Annotated in this window: 16 protein-coding genes, 4 tRNA genes and 2 pseudogenes; 10 read left to right on the top strand and 12 right to left on the bottom strand. The window is 42.0% G+C overall.

Annotated elements, in window-relative coordinates:
- Positions 1-57: 57 nt before the first annotated feature.
- The 4 genes and pseudogenes from AC4CUX_RS02115 to AC4CUX_RS02100 all read left to right on the top strand — a co-directional run bounded on the left by AC4CUX_RS02115 (position 58) and on the right by AC4CUX_RS02100 (position 3,085).
- Positions 58-543, top strand: a complete 486-nt coding sequence (locus AC4CUX_RS02115) for a chorismate--pyruvate lyase family protein (protein ID WP_078388622.1) — start codon at positions 58-60, stop codon at positions 541-543.
- The gene (gene ubiA, locus AC4CUX_RS02110) at positions 540-1,421 is read left to right on the top strand and encodes a 4-hydroxybenzoate octaprenyltransferase (protein WP_490792133.1); all 882 of its coding nucleotides are present in this window, start codon (positions 540-542) and stop codon (positions 1,419-1,421) included. Before AC4CUX_RS02115 ends, ubiA begins: the two co-directional genes overlap by 4 nt.
- Before the next feature lie 107 nt (positions 1,422-1,528).
- Positions 1,529-2,755, top strand: a pseudogene (locus AC4CUX_RS02105) (alpha/beta hydrolase family protein).
- 99 nt (positions 2,756-2,854) lie between these two features.
- On the top strand, positions 2,855-3,085 hold the full coding sequence (locus AC4CUX_RS02100) for a hypothetical protein (protein WP_078388624.1): 231 nt from the start codon (positions 2,855-2,857) through the stop codon (positions 3,083-3,085).
- Position 3,086: 1 nt separating this feature from the next.
- Here the strand turns inward: AC4CUX_RS02100 and AC4CUX_RS02095 are convergent, their stop codons facing one another.
- The 8 genes and pseudogenes from AC4CUX_RS02095 to AC4CUX_RS02060 all read right to left on the bottom strand — a co-directional run bounded on the left by AC4CUX_RS02095 (position 3,087) and on the right by AC4CUX_RS02060 (position 7,096).
- Positions 3,087-3,587 carry a DUF2726 domain-containing protein gene (locus AC4CUX_RS02095; RefSeq protein ID WP_490792132.1) on the bottom strand — a complete coding sequence of 167 codons (501 nt, stop codon included), beginning with the start codon at positions 3,585-3,587 and terminating at the stop codon, positions 3,087-3,089.
- A 20-nt stretch (positions 3,588-3,607) separates the two neighbouring features.
- Positions 3,608-3,683, bottom strand: a tRNA-Asn gene (locus AC4CUX_RS02090).
- Positions 3,684-3,963: 280 nt separating this feature from the next.
- Positions 3,964-4,039: transfer RNA gene (locus tag AC4CUX_RS02085), tRNA-Asn, on the bottom strand.
- A 196-nt stretch (positions 4,040-4,235) separates the two neighbouring features.
- Positions 4,236-4,311: transfer RNA gene (locus AC4CUX_RS02080), tRNA-Asn, on the bottom strand.
- Between the two features lie 4 nt (positions 4,312-4,315).
- Positions 4,316-4,391: transfer RNA gene (locus tag AC4CUX_RS02075), tRNA-Asn, on the bottom strand.
- Between the two features lie 144 nt (positions 4,392-4,535).
- On the bottom strand, positions 4,536-5,162 hold the full coding sequence (gene sodB, locus AC4CUX_RS02070; protein WP_058870028.1) for a superoxide dismutase SodB: 627 nt from the start codon (positions 5,160-5,162) through the stop codon (positions 4,536-4,538).
- A 209-nt stretch (positions 5,163-5,371) separates the two neighbouring features.
- Positions 5,372-5,992: pseudogene (locus AC4CUX_RS02065) on the bottom strand (superoxide dismutase).
- A gap of 345 nt (positions 5,993-6,337) precedes the next feature.
- Positions 6,338-7,096: a Nif3-like dinuclear metal center hexameric protein gene (locus tag AC4CUX_RS02060; protein ID WP_114837191.1), complete on the bottom strand. Its 759-nt coding sequence runs from the start codon at positions 7,094-7,096 to the stop codon at positions 6,338-6,340.
- 168 nt (positions 7,097-7,264) lie between these two features.
- Here AC4CUX_RS02060 and AC4CUX_RS02055 point away from each other — a divergent pair, with 168 nt between their 5' ends.
- On the top strand, positions 7,265-8,446 hold the full coding sequence (locus AC4CUX_RS02055; RefSeq protein WP_419323681.1) for a S1C family serine protease: 1,182 nt from the start codon (positions 7,265-7,267) through the stop codon (positions 8,444-8,446).
- 70 nt (positions 8,447-8,516) lie between these two features.
- Here AC4CUX_RS02055 and AC4CUX_RS02050 read toward each other — a convergent pair whose 3' ends face one another.
- From AC4CUX_RS02050 to AC4CUX_RS02035, 4 genes are all read right to left on the bottom strand, one after another.
- Positions 8,517-8,840, bottom strand: coding sequence for a CREC-EF hand family protein (locus tag AC4CUX_RS02050; RefSeq protein WP_004695767.1), 324 nt, complete (start codon positions 8,838-8,840; stop codon positions 8,517-8,519).
- Between the two features lie 261 nt (positions 8,841-9,101).
- Positions 9,102-10,064: a Tim44 domain-containing protein gene (locus tag AC4CUX_RS02045; protein ID WP_114837189.1), complete on the bottom strand. Its 963-nt coding sequence runs from the start codon at positions 10,062-10,064 to the stop codon at positions 9,102-9,104.
- Positions 10,065-10,182: 118 nt separating this feature from the next.
- On the bottom strand, positions 10,183-11,574 hold the full coding sequence (gene radA, locus AC4CUX_RS02040) for a DNA repair protein RadA (RefSeq protein ID WP_004695771.1): 1,392 nt from the start codon (positions 11,572-11,574) through the stop codon (positions 10,183-10,185).
- Between the two features lie 143 nt (positions 11,575-11,717).
- Positions 11,718-13,079, bottom strand: coding sequence for an alanine/glycine:cation symporter family protein (locus AC4CUX_RS02035; protein WP_490792131.1), 1,362 nt, complete (start codon positions 13,077-13,079; stop codon positions 11,718-11,720).
- 331 nt (positions 13,080-13,410) lie between these two features.
- Between AC4CUX_RS02035 and AC4CUX_RS02030 the strand changes: the two genes are divergently transcribed.
- The 5 genes from AC4CUX_RS02030 (at position 13,411) to AC4CUX_RS02010 (ending at position 18,373) form a co-directional block, all read left to right on the top strand.
- Positions 13,411-14,814: an amino acid permease gene (locus AC4CUX_RS02030; protein ID WP_114837188.1), complete on the top strand. Its 1,404-nt coding sequence runs from the start codon at positions 13,411-13,413 to the stop codon at positions 14,812-14,814.
- Positions 14,815-14,947: 133 nt separating this feature from the next.
- Positions 14,948-15,172 carry a hypothetical protein gene (locus AC4CUX_RS02025; RefSeq protein WP_004982578.1) on the top strand — a complete coding sequence of 75 codons (225 nt, stop codon included), beginning with the start codon at positions 14,948-14,950 and terminating at the stop codon, positions 15,170-15,172.
- Between the two features lie 32 nt (positions 15,173-15,204).
- Complete coding sequence (lysA, locus tag AC4CUX_RS02020) at positions 15,205-16,455, top strand: diaminopimelate decarboxylase (protein ID WP_004982575.1); 1,251 nt, start codon at positions 15,205-15,207, stop codon at positions 16,453-16,455.
- Between the two features lie 6 nt (positions 16,456-16,461).
- Entirely contained in the window at positions 16,462-17,307 is an 846-nt protein-coding gene (gene dapF / locus AC4CUX_RS02015) for a diaminopimelate epimerase (RefSeq protein WP_114837187.1), read from the top strand.
- Between the two features lie 154 nt (positions 17,308-17,461).
- The gene (locus AC4CUX_RS02010) at positions 17,462-18,373 is read left to right on the top strand and encodes a tyrosine recombinase XerC (protein WP_114837186.1); all 912 of its coding nucleotides are present in this window, start codon (positions 17,462-17,464) and stop codon (positions 18,371-18,373) included.
- Positions 18,374-18,517 lie beyond the last annotated feature (144 nt).

The following is an 18,517-nucleotide window of genomic DNA, read 5'->3' as shown; positions in this document are numbered from 1 at the left end:
TCTGCATAACTCAAAAAGCGTTTAAGCGCACAGTAAATCAATGGTACAGGTAGGCTTATGCAGCAGATTCCAGCTGAACTGAAAACATGGTTATATGCTTCAGGTTCACTTACTCAGCAACTGAAGGATTTGGCTGATGGAACATTTAGGGTTCAACCAACCAAAGAGCATTTTCAGCGTCTTCAGTTTATCGATGCAAAATGGATGGGCATGCCGTTTCAGCATACGTCATGGGTACGAGAAAGTTTTTTATATGGTAGTGATGTAGAGCCTTGGGTTAAAGCCAAAAGCATTTTCCCGATTTTAAGTTTGCAAGGCCGTGCACGGCTTTTTAAACATATTGGTAAAAAACCGATTGGCTGGTTCTTGTTTCAGCGCACCAATCCAGCATGTGAACGTCGTGTGATTTGGCTAGAAGATGGCTGGACTAGACAGAGCTGTTATACTTGGCACGGCTGCAAGTTTATTGTTCAAGAAACTTTTTTAGCGAGTTTTGAGCAATTTTTGCAAAAGCAGAATTCAGCATCTGAAGGACAGTCATGACAACTGCGCATCAAATTACTTGGCGTGAACGTTTAGAAGCCTATTATTATTTATGTCGTTTTGATAAGCCTGTTGGCACAGAATTGGTATTCTGGCCCACCATGTGGGCACTGTGGATTGCAGCAGAGGGCATACCGCCAATTGGTATTCTGATTCCGATGGTACTTGGCACGATATTTATGCGTGCGGCTGGGTGTGCAATTAATGATTTTGCTGATCGTAAGGTCGATGCGCATGTAGAGCGCACGAAAACAAGGCCTTTAGCAACAGGGATTATCACGGCCAAAGAAGCCATTTATGTGTTTCTAGCTCTAGTCTTTGCTAGTGCTTGTATGTTGTTTTTTCTACCGATTGAAACGTTTTATTGTGCTTTAGGTGGGCTTGTTCTCGCATTTATATATCCTTTCATGAAGCGCTATACCCATTTGCCTCAGGTTGTTTTAGGCATGGCTTTTTCGTGGGGAATTCCGATGTCATTTACGGCTATGGGTAAACCATTAGATTTAACCTGTTGGTTGCTGTATTTCGGCAATCTGGCTTGGACTGTGGCATACGATACTCAATATGCGATTACCGACCGTGAATATGATTTAAAAATTGGGGTGAAGTCGACAGCCATTTTATTCGGTCGTTTTGATATTCAAATCATTGCACTTTTACAGGCGATGAGTGTCGTTTTGATCGGTACGGCGCTTTACCTTGAAAATTTATTGATGCCATTGGGTCTAATCGCATTGCTTGTAGTCGTGGCTGATTTTATTTATCAATGGTCAAAAACCAAAGACAGAGATCCACAGCGTTGTTTTTGGGCATTCCGTCACAATCGTTGGGTGGGATTGATTGTTTTTGCTGGAATCTTTTTAGAATTAATTATTTAAATTTATATATTGGTTGAAAAAGCGTCCTGTACAGGGCGCTTTTTTATGTCTTAATAAAACGGCATGTAGTTTCATGCTTAAAAAAACAACGAATAAAAGGATATTTTATGAAACGCTCGAAAATAGCATTAGCCCTTACAGTTGCCGTTTCAATGCTGTCTTTAACTGCTTGTAATGACGATGATGATTCGCCCGCTTCAAATCAAAAAACAGACCTATGTTTCTGAAAGTACCTATTCAGAAGACACATTAACCACTGCAGCTTCTATTAAGGTAATGACGTATAACATGGAAAATGTTCAAGGTCAGACCGCTAAAGCAACGGCGCTGGTGATGTTCCCTAAAGTAGCACCACCTACAGATGGTTATCGCGTAGTGGTTTGGGAGCATGGAACGGTTGGAGGCGGAGATGATTGTGCGCCAAGTAAAAATGTGATTCATCCACGCTTTAAAATTTTAGCGAATACATTATTGGCTGCAGGCTATGTCATTGTTGCTCCAGATTATGAAGGCCTAGGTACATCAGGTGTACATCCTTATTTGAATTTATCTAGTGCTGCAAACTCAGCAATTGCGGCCGTTAAGGCCGTAAAAGAGCATTATGGCACCCAGTTAAATGGGGCATGGATGTCGATTGGTCAATCACAAGGTGGGCATGCATCATTGGGTACAGCCGAGTTTGCTAATACAGATACGACTTATAAAGGAGCTGTGGCTGGTGCACCTGCATCCAGTTTAGGACAAATTATTCAAATTTATCTCGATCCACAATATAATCTTGACGCAAATGGTCAACCTAAACCAATGGGCGTACAGGCGATGATGGTGCATGTTTAGGTTATCCAGCACCGAATAGTGCAAATGGCTTACAAGAACAATTTAAAGCGGGTGTTGTTGAGTTTCTGGCAGATCCGACACACTGGACTTCTCAGTATGGTGTTGATTTAAATAAAATTAAAACAGATCCAGTGGTTCAGAAGTTCTTGGCGGATAATCAACCAGCAACCAATGCCACTGCTGCGAAAGTCATTAAAACCCCTGTATTTATTATTCAAGGTGCGAATGATCAAGCGGTACTGCCTGATATGACGAAACTGTTATATGCGAATATGAAAGCAAAAGCGACCACATACTTCCCGCAAAATGGATATGCTGATGGTTATAAACTAACTATTGTACCGAAGGCGACGCATACGCAGGCAATCGTATGTCAAAATAAGGAGGCTGTGGATTTTATTCAGACCTATATGTCTGCGGGTACGGGTATTGTACTAACTGATGCACAAAAAGATGCCAGCACCAATGAAAATTGTACAGGTATAGCACCGACATAAAATTAACCATTTAAACTGAAGACAGAGCCTCATGGTTGAGGTTCTTTTTTTGTTATAGTATTGGCCCATCAAAATCTAGATATTGGAAATAGGCTGGCTATGACGAAATCAACTAAAAAACTAACGTCGAAAGTGATGTTTTTGGCGAGTCTTGGTATTGTGATTCCATTGCTTATTTTAGGAATTGCTTTTTTAGCGGTAAAAAGCGATGCAAAAAACCAAGCGGAATATCAGCGTATTAAAGAAGAACAACAGCAGCGTATTCAAGAAAAGTTGGCTGCCGAAAAGCAATTCACACAGCAGGAAGCGAGCAGCGCGGTCTCAAAATAATTCAAGCACGCATTGCAGGTGTGATACCAATGTGTTTGTGCAGTTGGCGAATGCTTGGAATTTCAGTAAAACGCAGAACGATGTAACCTGCTTCATTGAGCATGGCATCACGTTCTGCATCTTCTTGTTCCTTGCCGATATGGGAAGGATCATCAAGTTCAATAATCACCACGACTGCTAATTGTTTATCTAATAAAACGAAATCGGTGACTTTACGGTTAAATTTGGCCCGCATTTTATAGTGATCACTGGTAATCAGTGAACTAAATGAAACTTGAGCTAGAACATGATGGCGTGGAAAGGCTTCTTTTAAGCGAATAAACATTTTACGTTCAAACGGCGTAATGACGTGTTTGGCATAAAACTTTTGTTTACGGCGAAACAGGTCAGGGTAGACCATCATCACTAACGTAATAGTGGCGAAGCAGCCGATGATAAAAAAGATGATTTGACTCAGATCGAACACAATATTTTCTAGCGCAAAGAAAAAACCCACTCGCATGGAGTGGGTTTTTAGAATTTTGGCTCTCCAACCTGGGCTCGAACCAGGGACCTGCGGATTAACAGTCCGTCGCTCTACCGACTGAGCTATTGGAGAATCTGCACGCATTCTATGTGGCAAAGCTCAAAGGGTCAAGTCTTTGGCCTGATATTTTTATATAATTTGCTTTAAATGATTTAAAAATAAACGGTTTAGCTTTTATTGGTGCGATTTGATTCAGCCACACACTTTTCATGAAGATGTTTTGGGGGAGTCAAGATGAGGAGGGCCTGTATGGAGAGCTGCTTTGGAGTGATTTTGGTTTTACTTATTAGGCGAATATCATCTATATGGATAGAAAAAAGCCCAAGTCATAATGCTTGGACTTTTTAAAATTTGGCTCTCCAACCTGGGCTCGAACCAGGGACCTGCGGATTAACAGTCCGTCGCTCTACCGACTGAGCTATTGGAGAATCTGAAATGCAGTATAGAGAAAATTACACATCGGTCAAGTTACAATTCTAAAAAAAGTCGAATTTTAGATTAAATGTTTTTTTTATAAACAATTTGATATGTCATAGCTGTATACCAGAATGGTATATGTTTGTGGATCAGAATAATGAGCGATAAAAAAAGCCCAAGTCACGATGCTTGGGCTTTTTAGAATCTTGGCTCTTCCACCTGGGCTCGAACCAGGGACCTGCGGATTAACAGTCCGTCGCTCTACCGACTGAGCTATGGAAGAATAGTGGCTCTCCAACCTGGGCTCGAACCAGGGACCTGCGGATTAACAGTCCGTCGCTCTACCGACTGAGCTATTGGAGAATCTGATGCGCATTTTAGGGAGGAAAGGAAAATGGGTCAAGCAAAAAATATTGAGAAATGAATTGTTTGCTTTATAAATATGCGTTTAGGCAGCAAAAACAAAAAAACCGCTCAAAAAGAGCGGTTTTTTAAACAAGACGAATCTTATTTTTCAACGCCAGCAGCTTGACCTGCATATTTCGCGTTTGCATAATCCCAGTTTACAAGGCTTTCAAGGAAAGTTTTGATGTAAACAGGACGCGCATTACGGAAGTCGATGTAGTAAGCATGTTCCCAAACGTCAATGGTTAACACTGCAACTTTACCGTGTGCAAGTGGAGTGTCTGCATTTGAAGTTTTAAGAATAGAAAGGTTGCCATTTACTTCGTCAGCAACTAACCAAGCCCAACCTGAACCGAATTGAGTTGTTGCAGCAGCAGCAAATTCTTCAGCGAATTTTTCGTAAGAACCGAACGCTTCATCAATTTTAGCAGCTAAAGCACCTGTTGCTTTACCACCACCGTTTTTAGCCATACAGTTCCAGTAGAATGTGTGGTTCCAAACTTGTGCTGCGTTATTGAAGATACCTGCTTTAGCTGCATCACCAGCAGAAGCTGTGATGATTTCTTCTAAAGTTTTGCCTTCAAGGTCAGTACCCTTGATTAGGTTGTTTAGGTTAACAACATAAGTATTGTGGTGTTTGTCGTGGTGGAATTCTAAAGTTTCTTTGCTAATGTGCGGAGCAAGATCTTCGTAGCCATATGGAAGTGCAGGTAAAGTAATGGTTGTCATGTTTCATTCCTTGCAGATTTGCTGGGTTTTACTTTAAGTGCATTTATTGTAAATGATTCTATAGACAATAGGGCAGTCTTTTAATACACAAAATATGCAAAAAAATTCGCAAGGAGACATATACGATACACAAGATATCATTAGAGTCTTTCGTACAGAATATATTCATTTTAAAAGACTCTAAGCTCTAGATGGATTGATGTGTGAAATTAATTTTTAGTCTGCAACGCTGCATGGTAACGGCGATTTACCTCATCCCAATCGACCACATTATAAAAGGCATTGATATATTCAGGACGGCGGTTTTGGTATTTTAGATAATACGCATGTTCCCATACATCTAAACCGAGAATAGGGGTATGACCGTGCATAAGTGGGGAATCCTGATTTGCACTACTTTCAACAATCAGGTTGCGTTCAGGTGTTACGCTCAGCCATGCCCAACCACTGCCAAAACGGCTAATCGCGGCTTTGGTAAATGCCTCTTTAAAAGCATCAAAACCACCGAGTTGCTAATCAATAGCTTTTGCCACAGCTCCAGTTGGTTGCCCACCACCTTGTGGACTCACGACTGTCCAAAACAGTGAGTGGTTGGCATGACCACCTGCATTATTGATCACCATATTTTTAAGATCAGTAGGGACTTCATTGACTTTGGCAACCAAATCTTCCACAGACAGTTTCTCCCATTCTGTGCCTGCAATCGCGCCATTAATGTTATTGATGTAGGTTTGATGGTGTTTACTGTGGTGAATTTCCATCGTTTTCGTATCAATATTGGGTTCGAGTGCGTCATAGGCATATGGAAGAGCGGATAAAGAATAAGCCATGTGTTTGATTCCTTTAATCATCAAAATTGTTTTATTGGGATTTTTTAAAGCAGTTTTATTATCCACTTAAAAGTTAATGAGAATCAATATGCTTATTATTTGCAGTTTTGAAGTGAAAGGTCGCAAGTTTTATTGTTCATGTTAGGTTGGACGTTCAGTATGTATAACAAAGGTGAGATGCACAGAATTTTTGAGCTGATGCTATGTTTTGATTTAAAAAGATGAAAGGCTAGGAATAATATTTTAGAAATTCATAATTTGCTGAAATGGAAGTGATGTTGGATGCCGTGCGATGTAAGCGCATTGAAAGGACTGGGATGAAAATAGTCTCATCCCAGCGATTGCTTAGATCGGGTTGTTTAACTCGAAATAAATATATTCAATATCAAATTGTTCTGAAATGGCTTGACCTAATCGCTGCACGCCATAGCGTTCAGTCGCATGATGTCCGCAAGCAAAATAATGTACGCCTAATTCTTTAGCTTCATAGAAGGTACGTTCACTGACTTCGCCTGAAATATAGGCATCACAGCCTTGTTCAGCGGCTTTTACAATAAAATCTTGTGCACCACCGGTACAAAAACCGACTTTTTCAATCATGTTCTTGTCCGCAGGAAGATGGATGGCATCGAATTTTAATTTCTTAGATACAAACTTTTTAAACTCTTCCACAGGCATCGGCTGGTTTAAATAACCAATATTGCCAATAGGATGACGCTCAGATGGATCAAGTGCCTCAATACGTTCCAATTTGAGCAAATCTGCAATCGCTACATTATTTCCAAGACTCGGATGGCTGTCGAGGGGGAGGTGATATGCCAACAAAGAAATGTCATGTTGAATCAGACTCTTGATCCTTTTACCGCGCATACCTGTGATGGGATAGGCTTCACCTTTCCAAAAATAACCATGATGCACCAGTAAAAGATCCGCATTTTCTCGGATCGCGGCATCTATAGCATCTTGCGATGCAGTCACAGTAGCTAAAATTTTACGCACTTCGGTTTTACCTTCAATTTGAAGGCCATTCGGTGCATAGTCCTTAAACTCAGATGATTTGAGGGTTTGATCACACCACTGAATAATGTCTTGTAATTTTGCCATATCGACTTAAAAACTCTTTTAAATTGATTACATCGGAACCTATTGTTTATTGTAACTAAAGCATGACAAAACTCTTGCTTATTTTTGTGCTTCGGCTTGAATTTCGCTTTACAATAGGCATAAATTACTTAGTCATCAATGAATTAAAACATTTTAGAGGGTGAAATCGTGCGCAGGACCTTTTCCTGGTTACCTTGGGTATTACTCATTTTAGTCATTGCTGGATTTTTTGCTTGGCAGCAGTATCAAAAGCCAAAAGCGCCTGTGGCGTCCGATGGGATTAAGATGCCTGCTGAAAAGGTGGAGCCTTTAATTAACACCACGCGTACCGGTGGGGTGGTTTCTTATAGTGCCGCCGTGAAAGTGGCTGCGCCAGCAGTAGTGAATATTTTTACCACGCAAAAAGTCAAACAACTTGACCATCCATTACTCAATGATCCTGCGTTTCGTGAATTTTTTGGCAATCAAATTCCAGATCAGTTTAGCCAAAATAAAAATGAAAACAGTTTGGGTTCAGGTGTGATTGTTCGTCCTGATGGTTATATTTTGACAAATAACCATGTGATTGCTCAAGCCGATCAAATTGTTGTGGCGTTACAAGATGGCCGTCGTGCAGTGGCAAAAGTGATTGGTACAGACCCCGATACCGATTTGGCTGTGATTAAAGTTGAGTTGGCGAATCTGCCTGTTTTACCCTTTAAGCTCAGTGGCAACGAAGTGGGTGATGTAGTCTTGGCCATTGGTAACCCATTTGGTGTAGGTCAAACCGTTACGCAAGGTATCGTCTCTGCTACAGGACGCTCTGATCTAGGTATTAACACTTATGAAGACTTTATTCAAACCGATGCTGCAATTAATCCCGGCAATTCTGGCGGTGCTTTGATTGATGTCGCGGGGAATTTGATTGGAGTGAATACGGCCATTTTCTCTCAGTCAGGTGGGTCTTTAGGTATTGGTTTTGCCATTCCTGCAAGAATTTGCCAACAAGTACTGAACTCTATTCTTAAAGACGGTCGCGTGGTACGTGGTTGGCTAGGTATCAGCTTATTGCCTGTTGAACAAGTCAATATCTTAGAGCCTAAAGGACCAGGTGTGGTTGTCGCGGATGTGTTAAAAACGGGACCTGCTGCAAAAGCTGGTTTAAAGAAAGGCGACAAGATTGTGAAAGTGAATGATGAAGTGATTACTTCAACCTCACATTTGATTAATTTTGTGGCTTTACAACCGCCAAATAGCACCATTCAGATTTCACTTGAGCGCGATGGCAAACCTTTAGATGTTGCTGTGGTTGTTGGGGAAAGAAAAGAGCAAAATCAGGACTCTCAATTTATCCCATTACCAGAACGTTAATCATTATTTAAAAATATTAAACCCTGATTATTCAGGGTTTTTTATTGCTTAGAATTTTATGATTGAGAAATTATCGTGGGGGCCAATTTGCACAAGGATTAGGGAGTAAGCTATGAATTTCTCCAAGCTCTTCATCGGCCAGTTTACCATCCTTATTTTTATCTAGATATTTAAATAATTTAAAATTTTTATCTTTAGCTTGGAAGCGTTTGTCATCGGGCCAAGGAAGCGGGTCAAAATCTTTAACGCTTAAAAATTCTTTTAACTCGAAGGTTTTATTTTTATTTAGATCATAGGTCTTATGAAACTGTTCCCAATTTAAGGAGGCTGGCTCGCAGGCGAGACTATGGGAGCTGATAAATAGTGAAATGCAAAGCATGGTTAAATTTTTCATATTTTCTTTCTCAATAACATTATTTACAGAGTGTTCAAAATGCGAAACTATTTGTGATATGGCTATAGCCTAAGCGCAAAATAGAATTCTGAATATGAATACTATAATTTATTAGGTAAGGAAATTTATTGAAATAGGTGTTCAGTTTTTGTGGATGCTATTTTGTATTGAAAAGTTGTATAGCGATTTATCCGTAATTTAATTGTTGAATCTGCACAATAAAAAACAGCGACCGAAGTCGCTGTTTTTTATCTTTAGAGATTAAGCTTCTTGCTGGATACCCGCAACGAGCCAGTCTTGGGTAGAACCCGCAGGTTTTACAAAGTGCCAAACTTCAGCAAAAGGTTGCGGTAAGCTGTTGAGGTCTTCACTTACTGTACCAGTAAAACGTACGCTAACCACGTATTGGCCATTTTCTGTCGCAGAGTCTGCAACCATCGCATTCAGGTTTGAAAACTCAGCTACATCTTGATCTTGGTTTGCCATAATGTCTTGATACATAGACTGGTAAAGATCAGGTGTCAAGTAACGCTGAATTTCAGAAATGTTACTTGCCGTGTTCATCGACTGAATATGATTGAAACGTTGACGAGCAATACGTAAGAAAGCCGCAGGTTCTGTACCGTCTGGCAGCTGACTACCACTATTGGTATAGGCAGTGCCAAAAGGTGCGTTGTTTTGTGGTGTAGCAGCTGAACCACCTACAGACTGGCCAAAAATGTTGCTGTTGTCATTTGATGTACGTGGTGCAGCTTGTTGGCCAAACGGTGCTTGAGTTGAACCATTGTTTGGCGCGTATGGATTAGCTGCTACTTTTTTTTTTGCGCCCATTTTACGGAAAATGAAGAAGGCAACAGCAGCGGCAAGAAGAATCCAAATCCAGCTCGGAATACCACCTTTTTCTTCCTGTGCTTGCGCTTGAGAAGCAGAGTTATCATCTGCCAATGCATTTGCAGCTACAGCACCAATTGCAGCACCCGCTACACCAGCCGCAACCATACCACCGACGCCTGGACCAGATTTAGCTGGAGCTGTAGCGGGCGCGGTAGGTTGTTGAGCTGGAGTTGCTTGACGAGGTTGTTGATAAGACTGAGTTGGTGCAGCTTGACGGCTCATGCCGTGGCTTTTACCACCACCTGCACGTTTAGCGTCTGCGGCTAAGGGTGCAACTAAAAGAGCCGCTGTTAAAAAACCAGCAATCAAACCACGCTGTCGAACTTCCATCAAATTTTCCTACTCTATAAAAAATAAATTTTAACTCTACCTTTATGCAGTCTTTCATCCTAAATTTCAATAAAAAACGTGTTTATTTTATGAGAAATCCAAACGAATGGAATTTAGCTTAGTTGAGTTCGTCACTTAAGCTCATGGCTTCAGTGAGTGCCTCATGTAAGCGCGCCACAGCGATGACCTTCACCCCAGCAATGTCTTTTTGCGGTGCGTTGCCTCGCGGTAGAATAATGTATTTAAAACCATGTTTAATGGCTTCTTTTAAGCGTTCCTGCCCATTTGGCACTGGGCGAATTTCCCCAGAGAGTCCTACTTCACCAAAAACAGCCAGTTGTTGTGGCAGCGCTTTACCTCGCAGGCTAGAGGCACAGGCCAATAAGACGGCCAAGTCAGAGCCTGTTTCCGTGATTTTTAAACCACCGACAACGTTGACGTAGACATCTTGTCCAGATGTTTGCACGCCACCATGGCGATGCATTACCGCCAAGAGCATATTTAAACGGTTTTGTTCTAAACCTAAGGCGACTCGACGCGGTTGACCATGTGCATCATCAACCAAAGCTTGAACCTCAACCAACAGAGGACGTGTGCCTTCACGGCTGATCATTACGATTGAGCCTGCAATGGCTTCATCATAACGGCTTAAGAAAATGGCTGAAGGATTCGCTACTTCTCTTAAGCCTTTATCGGTCATGCCAAAAACCCCGAGTTCATTGACTGCACCAAAACGGTTTTTAACAGCTCGAATCATCCGATAACGTGAGTCGGACTGACCTTCAAAGTACAGAACACAGTCCACCATATGTTCAAGCACACGTGGACCAGCCAGTGCACCTTCCTTGGTGACGTGTCCGACGATGAACAAGGCTGTGCCACTATTTTTAGCAAAACGTGTTAGTAAAGCAGCAGATTCGCGAATTTGAGAAACGCCGCCCGGCGCTGACTGGAGTGTTTCGGTATATAGGGTTTGAATGGAATCTAAAATTGCCACGGCAGGGCGTTCGTGAGCAAGCATTTCACATATCCGCTCGACACAGGTTTCAGCCATGACTTTGAGTTTATCTGTGGGTAGATCAAGACGATTTGCACGCAAAGCCACTTGAGAGAGTGATTCTTCACCTGTGACATACAATGCCGCACTGTTGGCTGCGGCCATATGCGTTGCCGTTTGCAATAAAATGGTCGATTTCCCGATGCCCGGATCACCGCCAATCAGCACCACGGAACCCGTGACGAGACCACCGCCAAGCACACGATCAAACTCACCAATTCCTGTAGCCAGTCGAGTCTCATGTGAAACTGAAATTTGATTTAAGGTGCTAATAGCAGCAGCTTGACCTGCATAGCCGCCCCCCATTTTGGGCTGCGCACGATGTGTGACTGCAGGTGCAATATTGACTTCAACTAGACTATTCCATTCTCCACATTCAGAACATTGACCCGCCCATTTTGAATGGTCAGCGCCACATTGTTCACAGCGGTAAACACTTTTTGCTTTTGCCATGCTTTATTTGATGCACTATTTAGAGTATTCGATGGTTCAACAGCATACAGAGGATTTGATTTGAAATGAATGCTCTGAATCAAAAAGCCACCCGAAGGTGGCTTAACGATTGCAGATTTTAAAAACTTGCTTTGAAAATAACCTTAGTACAACTCACCTGATTTACGCTTTTCGACAAAATCACGTGACTCTTTCACAATCACCGTCGACAGCAATAACAAAGCAATTAAGTTTGGAACCGCCATTAAACCATTAAAGGTATCGGCAAATAGCCAGACTAAATCAAGAGATGCCACGCAACCAATAAAGACTGATGCGATGTAAATGAGACGGTACAACAGAACATACTTTTCACCGAGTAAATATGTACAGCATTTTTCGCCGTAATAGCACCAACCTAAAATGGTGGAATAAGCGAAGAACACAATACCAAAAGTTACGATCCAGCCTCCGACACCCGGCAGTAATTGGTTAAAAGTATGGGTGGTTAATACCGCGCCTGTTTCGCCACCAAAACTATTGCCCGCCATAATAAAGCCCATGACCAAAACGATCCCTGTGATACTACAGACGATAATGGTATCGATAAACGTACCTGTCATTGAGACTAAGCCTTGACGCGCAGGGTGGTCGGTTTTTGCAGCAGCTGCGGCGATCGGCGCCGAACCCATACCAGCTTCATTTGAGAAGACGCCACGAGCGACACCGTAACGAATGACAGCACCAATTGCGCCACCTGCTACCGCTTCACCAGTAAAGGCATCACGGAAGATCAGTTCAAGTGCAGGCATGACGAGTTCAAGATGGTTGAAGATAATAATGAGGCCACCGAGGACATAGCCAATCGCCATAATCGGCACGATGAAAGAAGCAGCTTTAGAAATCGATTTAATCCCGCCTAAAATAACCAAAGCGGAGAATACCGTAATGACGATACCTGTGATCCATGTTGCAACTCCCATACTGTTTTCAACAGCGAGCGCAACTGTGTTGGATTGCACTGAACTGCCAATCCCAAAAGACGCCAAGGTGCCAAATAGTGCAAAAATCAGGGCTAACCACTTCCATTTTAGGCCGCGTTCAATGTAGTACATTGGACCGCCAGACATTTCACCTTTTTCATTTTTGATTCGGTATTTAACTGCCAGTACGCCTTCACCATATTTGGTTGCCATACCGAACAGTGCTGTCATCCACATCCAAAACACCGCACCTGGGCCACCAAGGACACAAGCGGTTGCAACACCGGCGATATTACCCGTACCAATGGTGGCAGAGAGTGCCGTCATGAGGGATGCAAAGTGGGAGATATCTCCTGCATGAGAATGTGCTTGGTCATGTTTGCCAAATACTTGTTTAAAGGCCAGAGGCAACATGCGGATTTGCCAGAAGAACAAGCGTAATGTGAGGAATATCCCTGTTCCGACAATGAGGACCAACATATAGGGTCCCCAGACCCAACCACTGATGGTTTCCATAAAAGTTTGTAAACTTTGTGTATTCATTTTTCTTTTAGTCCTCTATGTTTTAAAACTTGAAATTTCTAGAAAAATTTTGAGTTTTATTAAGCAATTGATATGCCACAGTCATGCTTCCTGCACGATTTTTTATTGATTTTTAGTCTTGTTGTATTTGTTACACGGAAATTTATTTTTGACAAGTGTTTTGCTGATTTTTTCAACAGGAACTTTCACGTGTCCTTTGTCGTATTAAATATAAGAAAAATTAATTAACTTTTCAAAAGATGTTGAAAATATAGATTAATACAATTTTATTTTTATTTTTTTGTACTTTTCGGGTAATTTTGGCGACTGGAAATAAAAGACGACATCAAGAATGAGTTTAGAAAATACAGAATCGACCTCTGAACAAGGCGATTTAAAACGGAGTTTATCCAACCGCCATTTACAACTCATTGCGATTGGCGGTGCGATTGGTACAGGTTTATTTATGGGGTCGGGGAAGACGATTAGTCTCGCTGGGCCATCTATTTTAATCATTTACATGATTATTGGTTTTATGGTGTTTTTGGTCATGCGCGCGCTTGGCGAATTACTGCTGTCTAACTTGAAGTACAAATCGTTTATCGATTTCTCTACCGATTTGATCGGACCGTGGGCAGGCTATTTCGTTGGTTGGACCTATTGGTTATGTTGGATCACGATTGGTATTGCCGACTTATCAGCCATTATTTATTACCTTCAGTTCTTTAATGGAGGTATGCCGTTCACACCTGGGGAAGGGGTGATGATCAGTGTTGCGGCCATTGTGTTCATCATGGGCTTGAACTTGGTCACGGTGAAACTGTTTGGTGAGCTGGAGTTCTGGTTTGCACTGATTAAGATTATTGCCATTGTGGTGTTGATTGCCGTTGGTTTATGGATGATCTTTACAGGGTTCACTTCAACAACGGGTGAAATTGCATCATTTAGTCATCTTTGGTCACATGGCGGAATGTTCCCAACAGGCGTGACGGGCTTCCTTGCTGGTTTCCAAATTGCGATCTTTGCCTTTGTAGGTGTAGAGCTAGTCGGTACCACGGCTGCTGAAACTAAAGACCCAGAAAAGAATTTGCCTAAAGCGGTGAACTCGATTCCAATTCGTATCATTGTTTTCTATGTGCTGTCTTTAGTGATTGTAATGTCTGTGACACCATGGAACGTGATTGATCCGGCGGTTTCGCCTTTTGTGAACTTGTTTAGTCAAGCGGGTATTGCAGCAGCAGCAATCATCATGAACTTGGTGGTATTGTCTTCTGTGATGTCATCAATGAATAGTGGTGTGTTTTCAACGTCGCGTATGTTGTTTGGTTTGTCTCGTGAAGATCAAGGGCCAAAAGCATTTGGCCACTTAAACAAGCGTGCTGTTCCTGCAAATGCATTGTACTTTTCAGCAATTTGTTTACTGTTAGGTGCTGCACTACAGTACTTTGTACCAAATACTGTTGAAGCCTTTACTTTGGCAACTACACTGTCGACGATTTTGTTTATCTGCGTCTGGATCATGATTATCTGGAGCTACATTGTGTATTACAAAACATGTCCAGAGTTACATGCAAAATCGACTTTTAAACTACCGGGTGGTCTATTTACTTGTTGGTTTGTGATTGTTTTCTTTATTGGTGTGATCTATGTGTTATCACTAGAAGCCGATACCATGAAAGCTTTAATGGTGAGTCCGATTTGGTTTATCATTTTGATTATTGGTTATTTTGGTTTCTACAAACCGAAACATAAATAATCGATACCATTTAAAAAAACGCCAGTCTTTAACTGGCGTTTTTTTTTAACTCACTATAATCTTTAGCGCTTAGTGGTTTGGTCATGTATGTTGATCAGGTTATACTTCTTCAAAATATCAAATAGGTGATCAGATGCGTTCTGTCATTTGCTGCATCAGTGTCTTGGTGATGAGTACTGCATTCGTCGGTTGTGGTCAGTCTGGTACATTACATATGCCAAATGATCCAAACTACGACAAGCGAGCGAAATATTTGCTTTATAAAGACGCAGCATCTAAGCCGTCTGCACAAAAGGAAGATACAGCGCCCGTGAAGCAAGAGTTTGCTGCACCTTCAGTTGAAACCAATCAGCCTTAATACCTTAAACGCTTCATAGAAAGGATACATTCATGAGTTTTACCCGCAATCATGGGGTTTTGCACGCTGAGCAATGCTCGCTGCAACAGCTTGCGCAGCAATTTGGTACACCACTGTATGTTTATTCAAAAGCGACTTTTGAAAAACACTTTACAGAGATGGATCGTGCTTTTGACTTTATCGATCATCAAATTTGTTTTGCGGTTAAGTCAAACTCAAACATTGCGGTATTGAATGTCCTTGCGAAGCTCGGTGCGGGTTTTGATATTGTGACCGGCGGAGAACTGGCTCGTGTACTAAAAGCGGGTGGCGATGCTTCTAAAATTGTCTTTTCGGGTTTAGGTAAAACTGAGATCGATGTTCAAAAAGCATTAGAAGTGGGTATTGCATGCTTCAATGTCGAGTCTCATGCAGAGCTGGATCGGATTCAAAAAGTTGCAGCGAAGCTCGGCAAAAAAGCACCCATTTCATTGCGTGTCAATCCAGATGTAGATGCGAAAACGCATCCTTATATTTCAACAGGGCTGAAAGAAAATAAATTTGGGATTCCGTCAGATACAGTTTTTGAAACCTATCAATATGCTGCAACGCTGCCGAATTTAGACATTATTGGGATTGACTGTCATATTGGTTCCCAGTTGACCGAAACACAGCCTTTTGTGGATGCGCTAGATCGTGTGATTGTGATGATCGATCAGCTGAAAACCATGGGTATTCAGTTGAAACACATCGATATTGGTGGTGGTTTAGGCGTGACCTATAAAGATGAAGTGCCGCCTACCGTTTTTGAATATGCCAATGCAATGAAGCCCGCTTTAGAAAAATTGGGCTTGAAAGTGTATATGGAACCGGGACGTAGTATTTCGGCAAATGCAGGGGTACTCCTGACCAAAGTTGATTTACTCAAACCGACTATTCACCGTAACTTTGCGATTATTGATGCAGCCATGAACGACTTGATTCGTCCTGCACTGTATGAAGCATGGATGGATATTCAGCCCGTTACACCGCGCTCAGATGTCGAGGCAAAAGAGTGGGATGTGGTTGGTGCGATTTGTGAAACAGGTGATTTCTTAGGGAAAGAGCGTGTGCTTGCACTCAAAGAAAATGACGTACTGGCGGTATTAGGTGCTGGCGCTTATGGTTTTGTTATGAGTTCAAATTACAACAGTCGCGGTCGTGCCGCTGAAGTGATGGTGGATGGTGAAAACGCACATTTGATTCGTGAGCGTGAAACCATTGAGTCGCTTTGGGACAAAGAACGTTTATTGCCTGAAGGATAATTCAAGATGTTATTAGAATTTACCAAAATGCATGGTCTAGGCAATGACTTTATGGTGGTTGATTTAATCAGCCAAAGAGCATTCCTTGATACTGTTACGATTCAGCGCTTGGCGGATCGTCATTTCGGCATCGGTTTTGATCAGTTGTTGATAGTCGAGCCACCTGATTTACCCAATGTCGACTTCAAATACCGTATTTTCAATGCTGATGGTTCTGAAGTTGAACAATGTGGTAATGGCGTGCGTTGCTTTGCGCGTTTTGTACATGAGCGTCAGCTCACTACAAAGACCAAGATTAAAGTACAAACCAAGGCTGGAATTGTAGAACCCGAACTTGGTCAAAATGGCTGGGTACGTGTGAATATGGGTTATCCAAAGTTCTTGCCACAGGAAATTCCATTTATTGCGGATGCTCCTGAAGCTTTGTATGACATTGCTTTGGCGAACAATGAGCAATTGACTATTGATGTGGTGAATATGGGTAACCCTCATGCAGTTACTATCGTTCCTGACGTGATTACAGCTGATGTTGCACGTCTGGGCCCTCAGGTTGAATCGCATGAGCGTTTTCCGCAGCATGTGAATGCTGGGTTTATGCAAATCATTGATGAAAAGCATGCGCGCTTACGTGTGTTTGAACGCGGCGTAGGCGAAACCTTGGCCTGTGGAACAGGAGCTTGTGCGGCTGCGATTTCAGGTATGCGCCGAGGTTTACTCGATTCATCTGTTGAAATTGAATTGGCAGGTGGTAAGTTGCATATCGAATGGCGTGAAGGTGATGTGGTTTGGATGACGGGACCAACCTCAAATGTCTACGAAGGACGTATCGATCTGAGTTACTATCAAAACTAAGTTTAGCGTCACACAAGAAGCACTGATTCATCAGTGCTTTTTTTATGAAAAATGTACATAGGCATAGAAAGAGCTGAGACAGTGCTACTATGCAAAAGAAAATCAATCTTCCACAGAATAGAACTATAGAGGCTGACTTGTGACTTTTGAGCCCATGCAACTGCTCGCGATGTGGTTAAAACAACGAGAAATACAAAATCAGTCTGCCCATACTTTGCAGGCTTATGAACGAGATGTGTCTGATTTTTTGTTGTTCTGCGAACAGAAAAAGCTTCAACTGGGCGATGTTGAAGCCACTGATTTACGAGAATTTATTGCGCAAAAAGTTGAATATCAACAGTTGAGCTCCAGTAGTTTACAGCGGATGTTGTCTTCTATTCGTCAGTTTATGAAATGGGCTGAGCAGGGGCAACATTTGGCTTTTAATCCTGCCGATGACTTTCAACTTAAACGTAAACCTCGCCCTTTACCAGGGCTAGTGGATATTGAAACTATCAATAAAATTTTGGATCAGGCCTTGCCTGAGAAAGAAGTCGAACAGCAAATGTGGTATCGAGACAAAGCTTTGCTTGAGCTGCTTTATGCCAGTGGATTACGCTTAGCGGAAGTGCAGGGCTTAAGAATTAAAGATATCGACTTTAACCGACAGTTATTACGTATTACAGGTAAGGGGAATAAAACTCGGGTTGTGCCTTTTGGTTCTAAAGCCAAAGATGCGGTAATGAAATGGCTGAGCATTTATCCGCTATGGAATGGTGATTTTGTGCCCGATGCACAAGTTTTTATTACTCAAAAGGGCAATCCTTTGGGAATGCGCCAGATTGAAAATCGGGTCAAGTTTCAAGCACAGCGCGCAGGCGTGAATATCGATTTACATCCGCACTTATTACGGCATTGTTTCGCCAGTCACATGCTGTCAAACAGTGGTGACTTACGCGCAGTGCAGGAAATGTTAGGCCACAGTAACTTAAGTACCACCCAAATTTATACCCATGTCGATTTTGACAGACTGGCTCAAGTGTATGATCAGACGCATCCTCGAGCACAGCAAAAGGTGAAAACTTAGTTTATTCATACTTTAAAAATAGTGTCACATAATGCATGCACTATAGCGCTGTATTTTGGGTTAAGCGCCAAAAGTCAGAACAAACAGCGTAAACACATCAGTAGATAATTATGTACGCGCTAGGGTGTTTAGTCCCAGATTTTA

It is taken from the genome of Acinetobacter sp. 231_lipA, assembly GCF_058243005.1.
Note: the sequence above shows the minus strand (reverse complement) of the source record. Positions and strands in the feature narration are given on the sequence as shown.

Excerpts from the sequence above, each read along its gene's own strand:
- AC4CUX_RS02050 (WP_004695767.1), bottom strand. The coding sequence starts at position 8,840 with ATGAAAAATTTAACCATGCTTTGCATTTCACTATTTATCAGCTCCCAT.
- AC4CUX_RS02025 (WP_004982578.1), top strand. The coding sequence starts at position 14,948 with ATGCGTTCTGTCATTTGCTGCATCAGTGTCTTGGTGATGAGTACTGCA.
- AC4CUX_RS02095 (WP_490792132.1), bottom strand. The coding sequence starts at position 3,587 with ATGCGAGTGGGTTTTTTCTTTGCGCTAGAAAATATTGTGTTCGATCTG.
- AC4CUX_RS02115 (WP_078388622.1), top strand. The coding sequence starts at position 58 with ATGCAGCAGATTCCAGCTGAACTGAAAACATGGTTATATGCTTCAGGT.
- AC4CUX_RS02030 (WP_114837188.1), top strand. The coding sequence starts at position 13,411 with ATGAGTTTAGAAAATACAGAATCGACCTCTGAACAAGGCGATTTAAAA.
- AC4CUX_RS02035 (WP_490792131.1), bottom strand. The coding sequence starts at position 13,079 with ATGAATACACAAAGTTTACAAACTTTTATGGAAACCATCAGTGGTTGG.
- AC4CUX_RS02045 (WP_114837189.1), bottom strand. The coding sequence starts at position 10,064 with ATGGAAGTTCGACAGCGTGGTTTGATTGCTGGTTTTTTAACAGCGGCT.
- AC4CUX_RS02100 (WP_078388624.1), top strand. The coding sequence starts at position 2,855 with ATGACGAAATCAACTAAAAAACTAACGTCGAAAGTGATGTTTTTGGCG.
- AC4CUX_RS02010 (WP_114837186.1), top strand. The coding sequence starts at position 17,462 with ATGCAACTGCTCGCGATGTGGTTAAAACAACGAGAAATACAAAATCAG.
- lysA (WP_004982575.1), top strand. The coding sequence starts at position 15,205 with ATGAGTTTTACCCGCAATCATGGGGTTTTGCACGCTGAGCAATGCTCG.
- radA (WP_004695771.1), bottom strand. The coding sequence starts at position 11,574 with ATGGCAAAAGCAAAAAGTGTTTACCGCTGTGAACAATGTGGCGCTGAC.
- ubiA (WP_490792133.1), top strand. The coding sequence starts at position 540 with ATGACAACTGCGCATCAAATTACTTGGCGTGAACGTTTAGAAGCCTAT.
- dapF (WP_114837187.1), top strand. The coding sequence starts at position 16,462 with ATGTTATTAGAATTTACCAAAATGCATGGTCTAGGCAATGACTTTATG.
- AC4CUX_RS02060 (WP_114837191.1), bottom strand. The coding sequence starts at position 7,096 with ATGGCAAAATTACAAGACATTATTCAGTGGTGTGATCAAACCCTCAAA.
- sodB (WP_058870028.1), bottom strand. The coding sequence starts at position 5,162 with ATGACAACCATTACTTTACCTGCACTTCCATATGGCTACGAAGATCTT.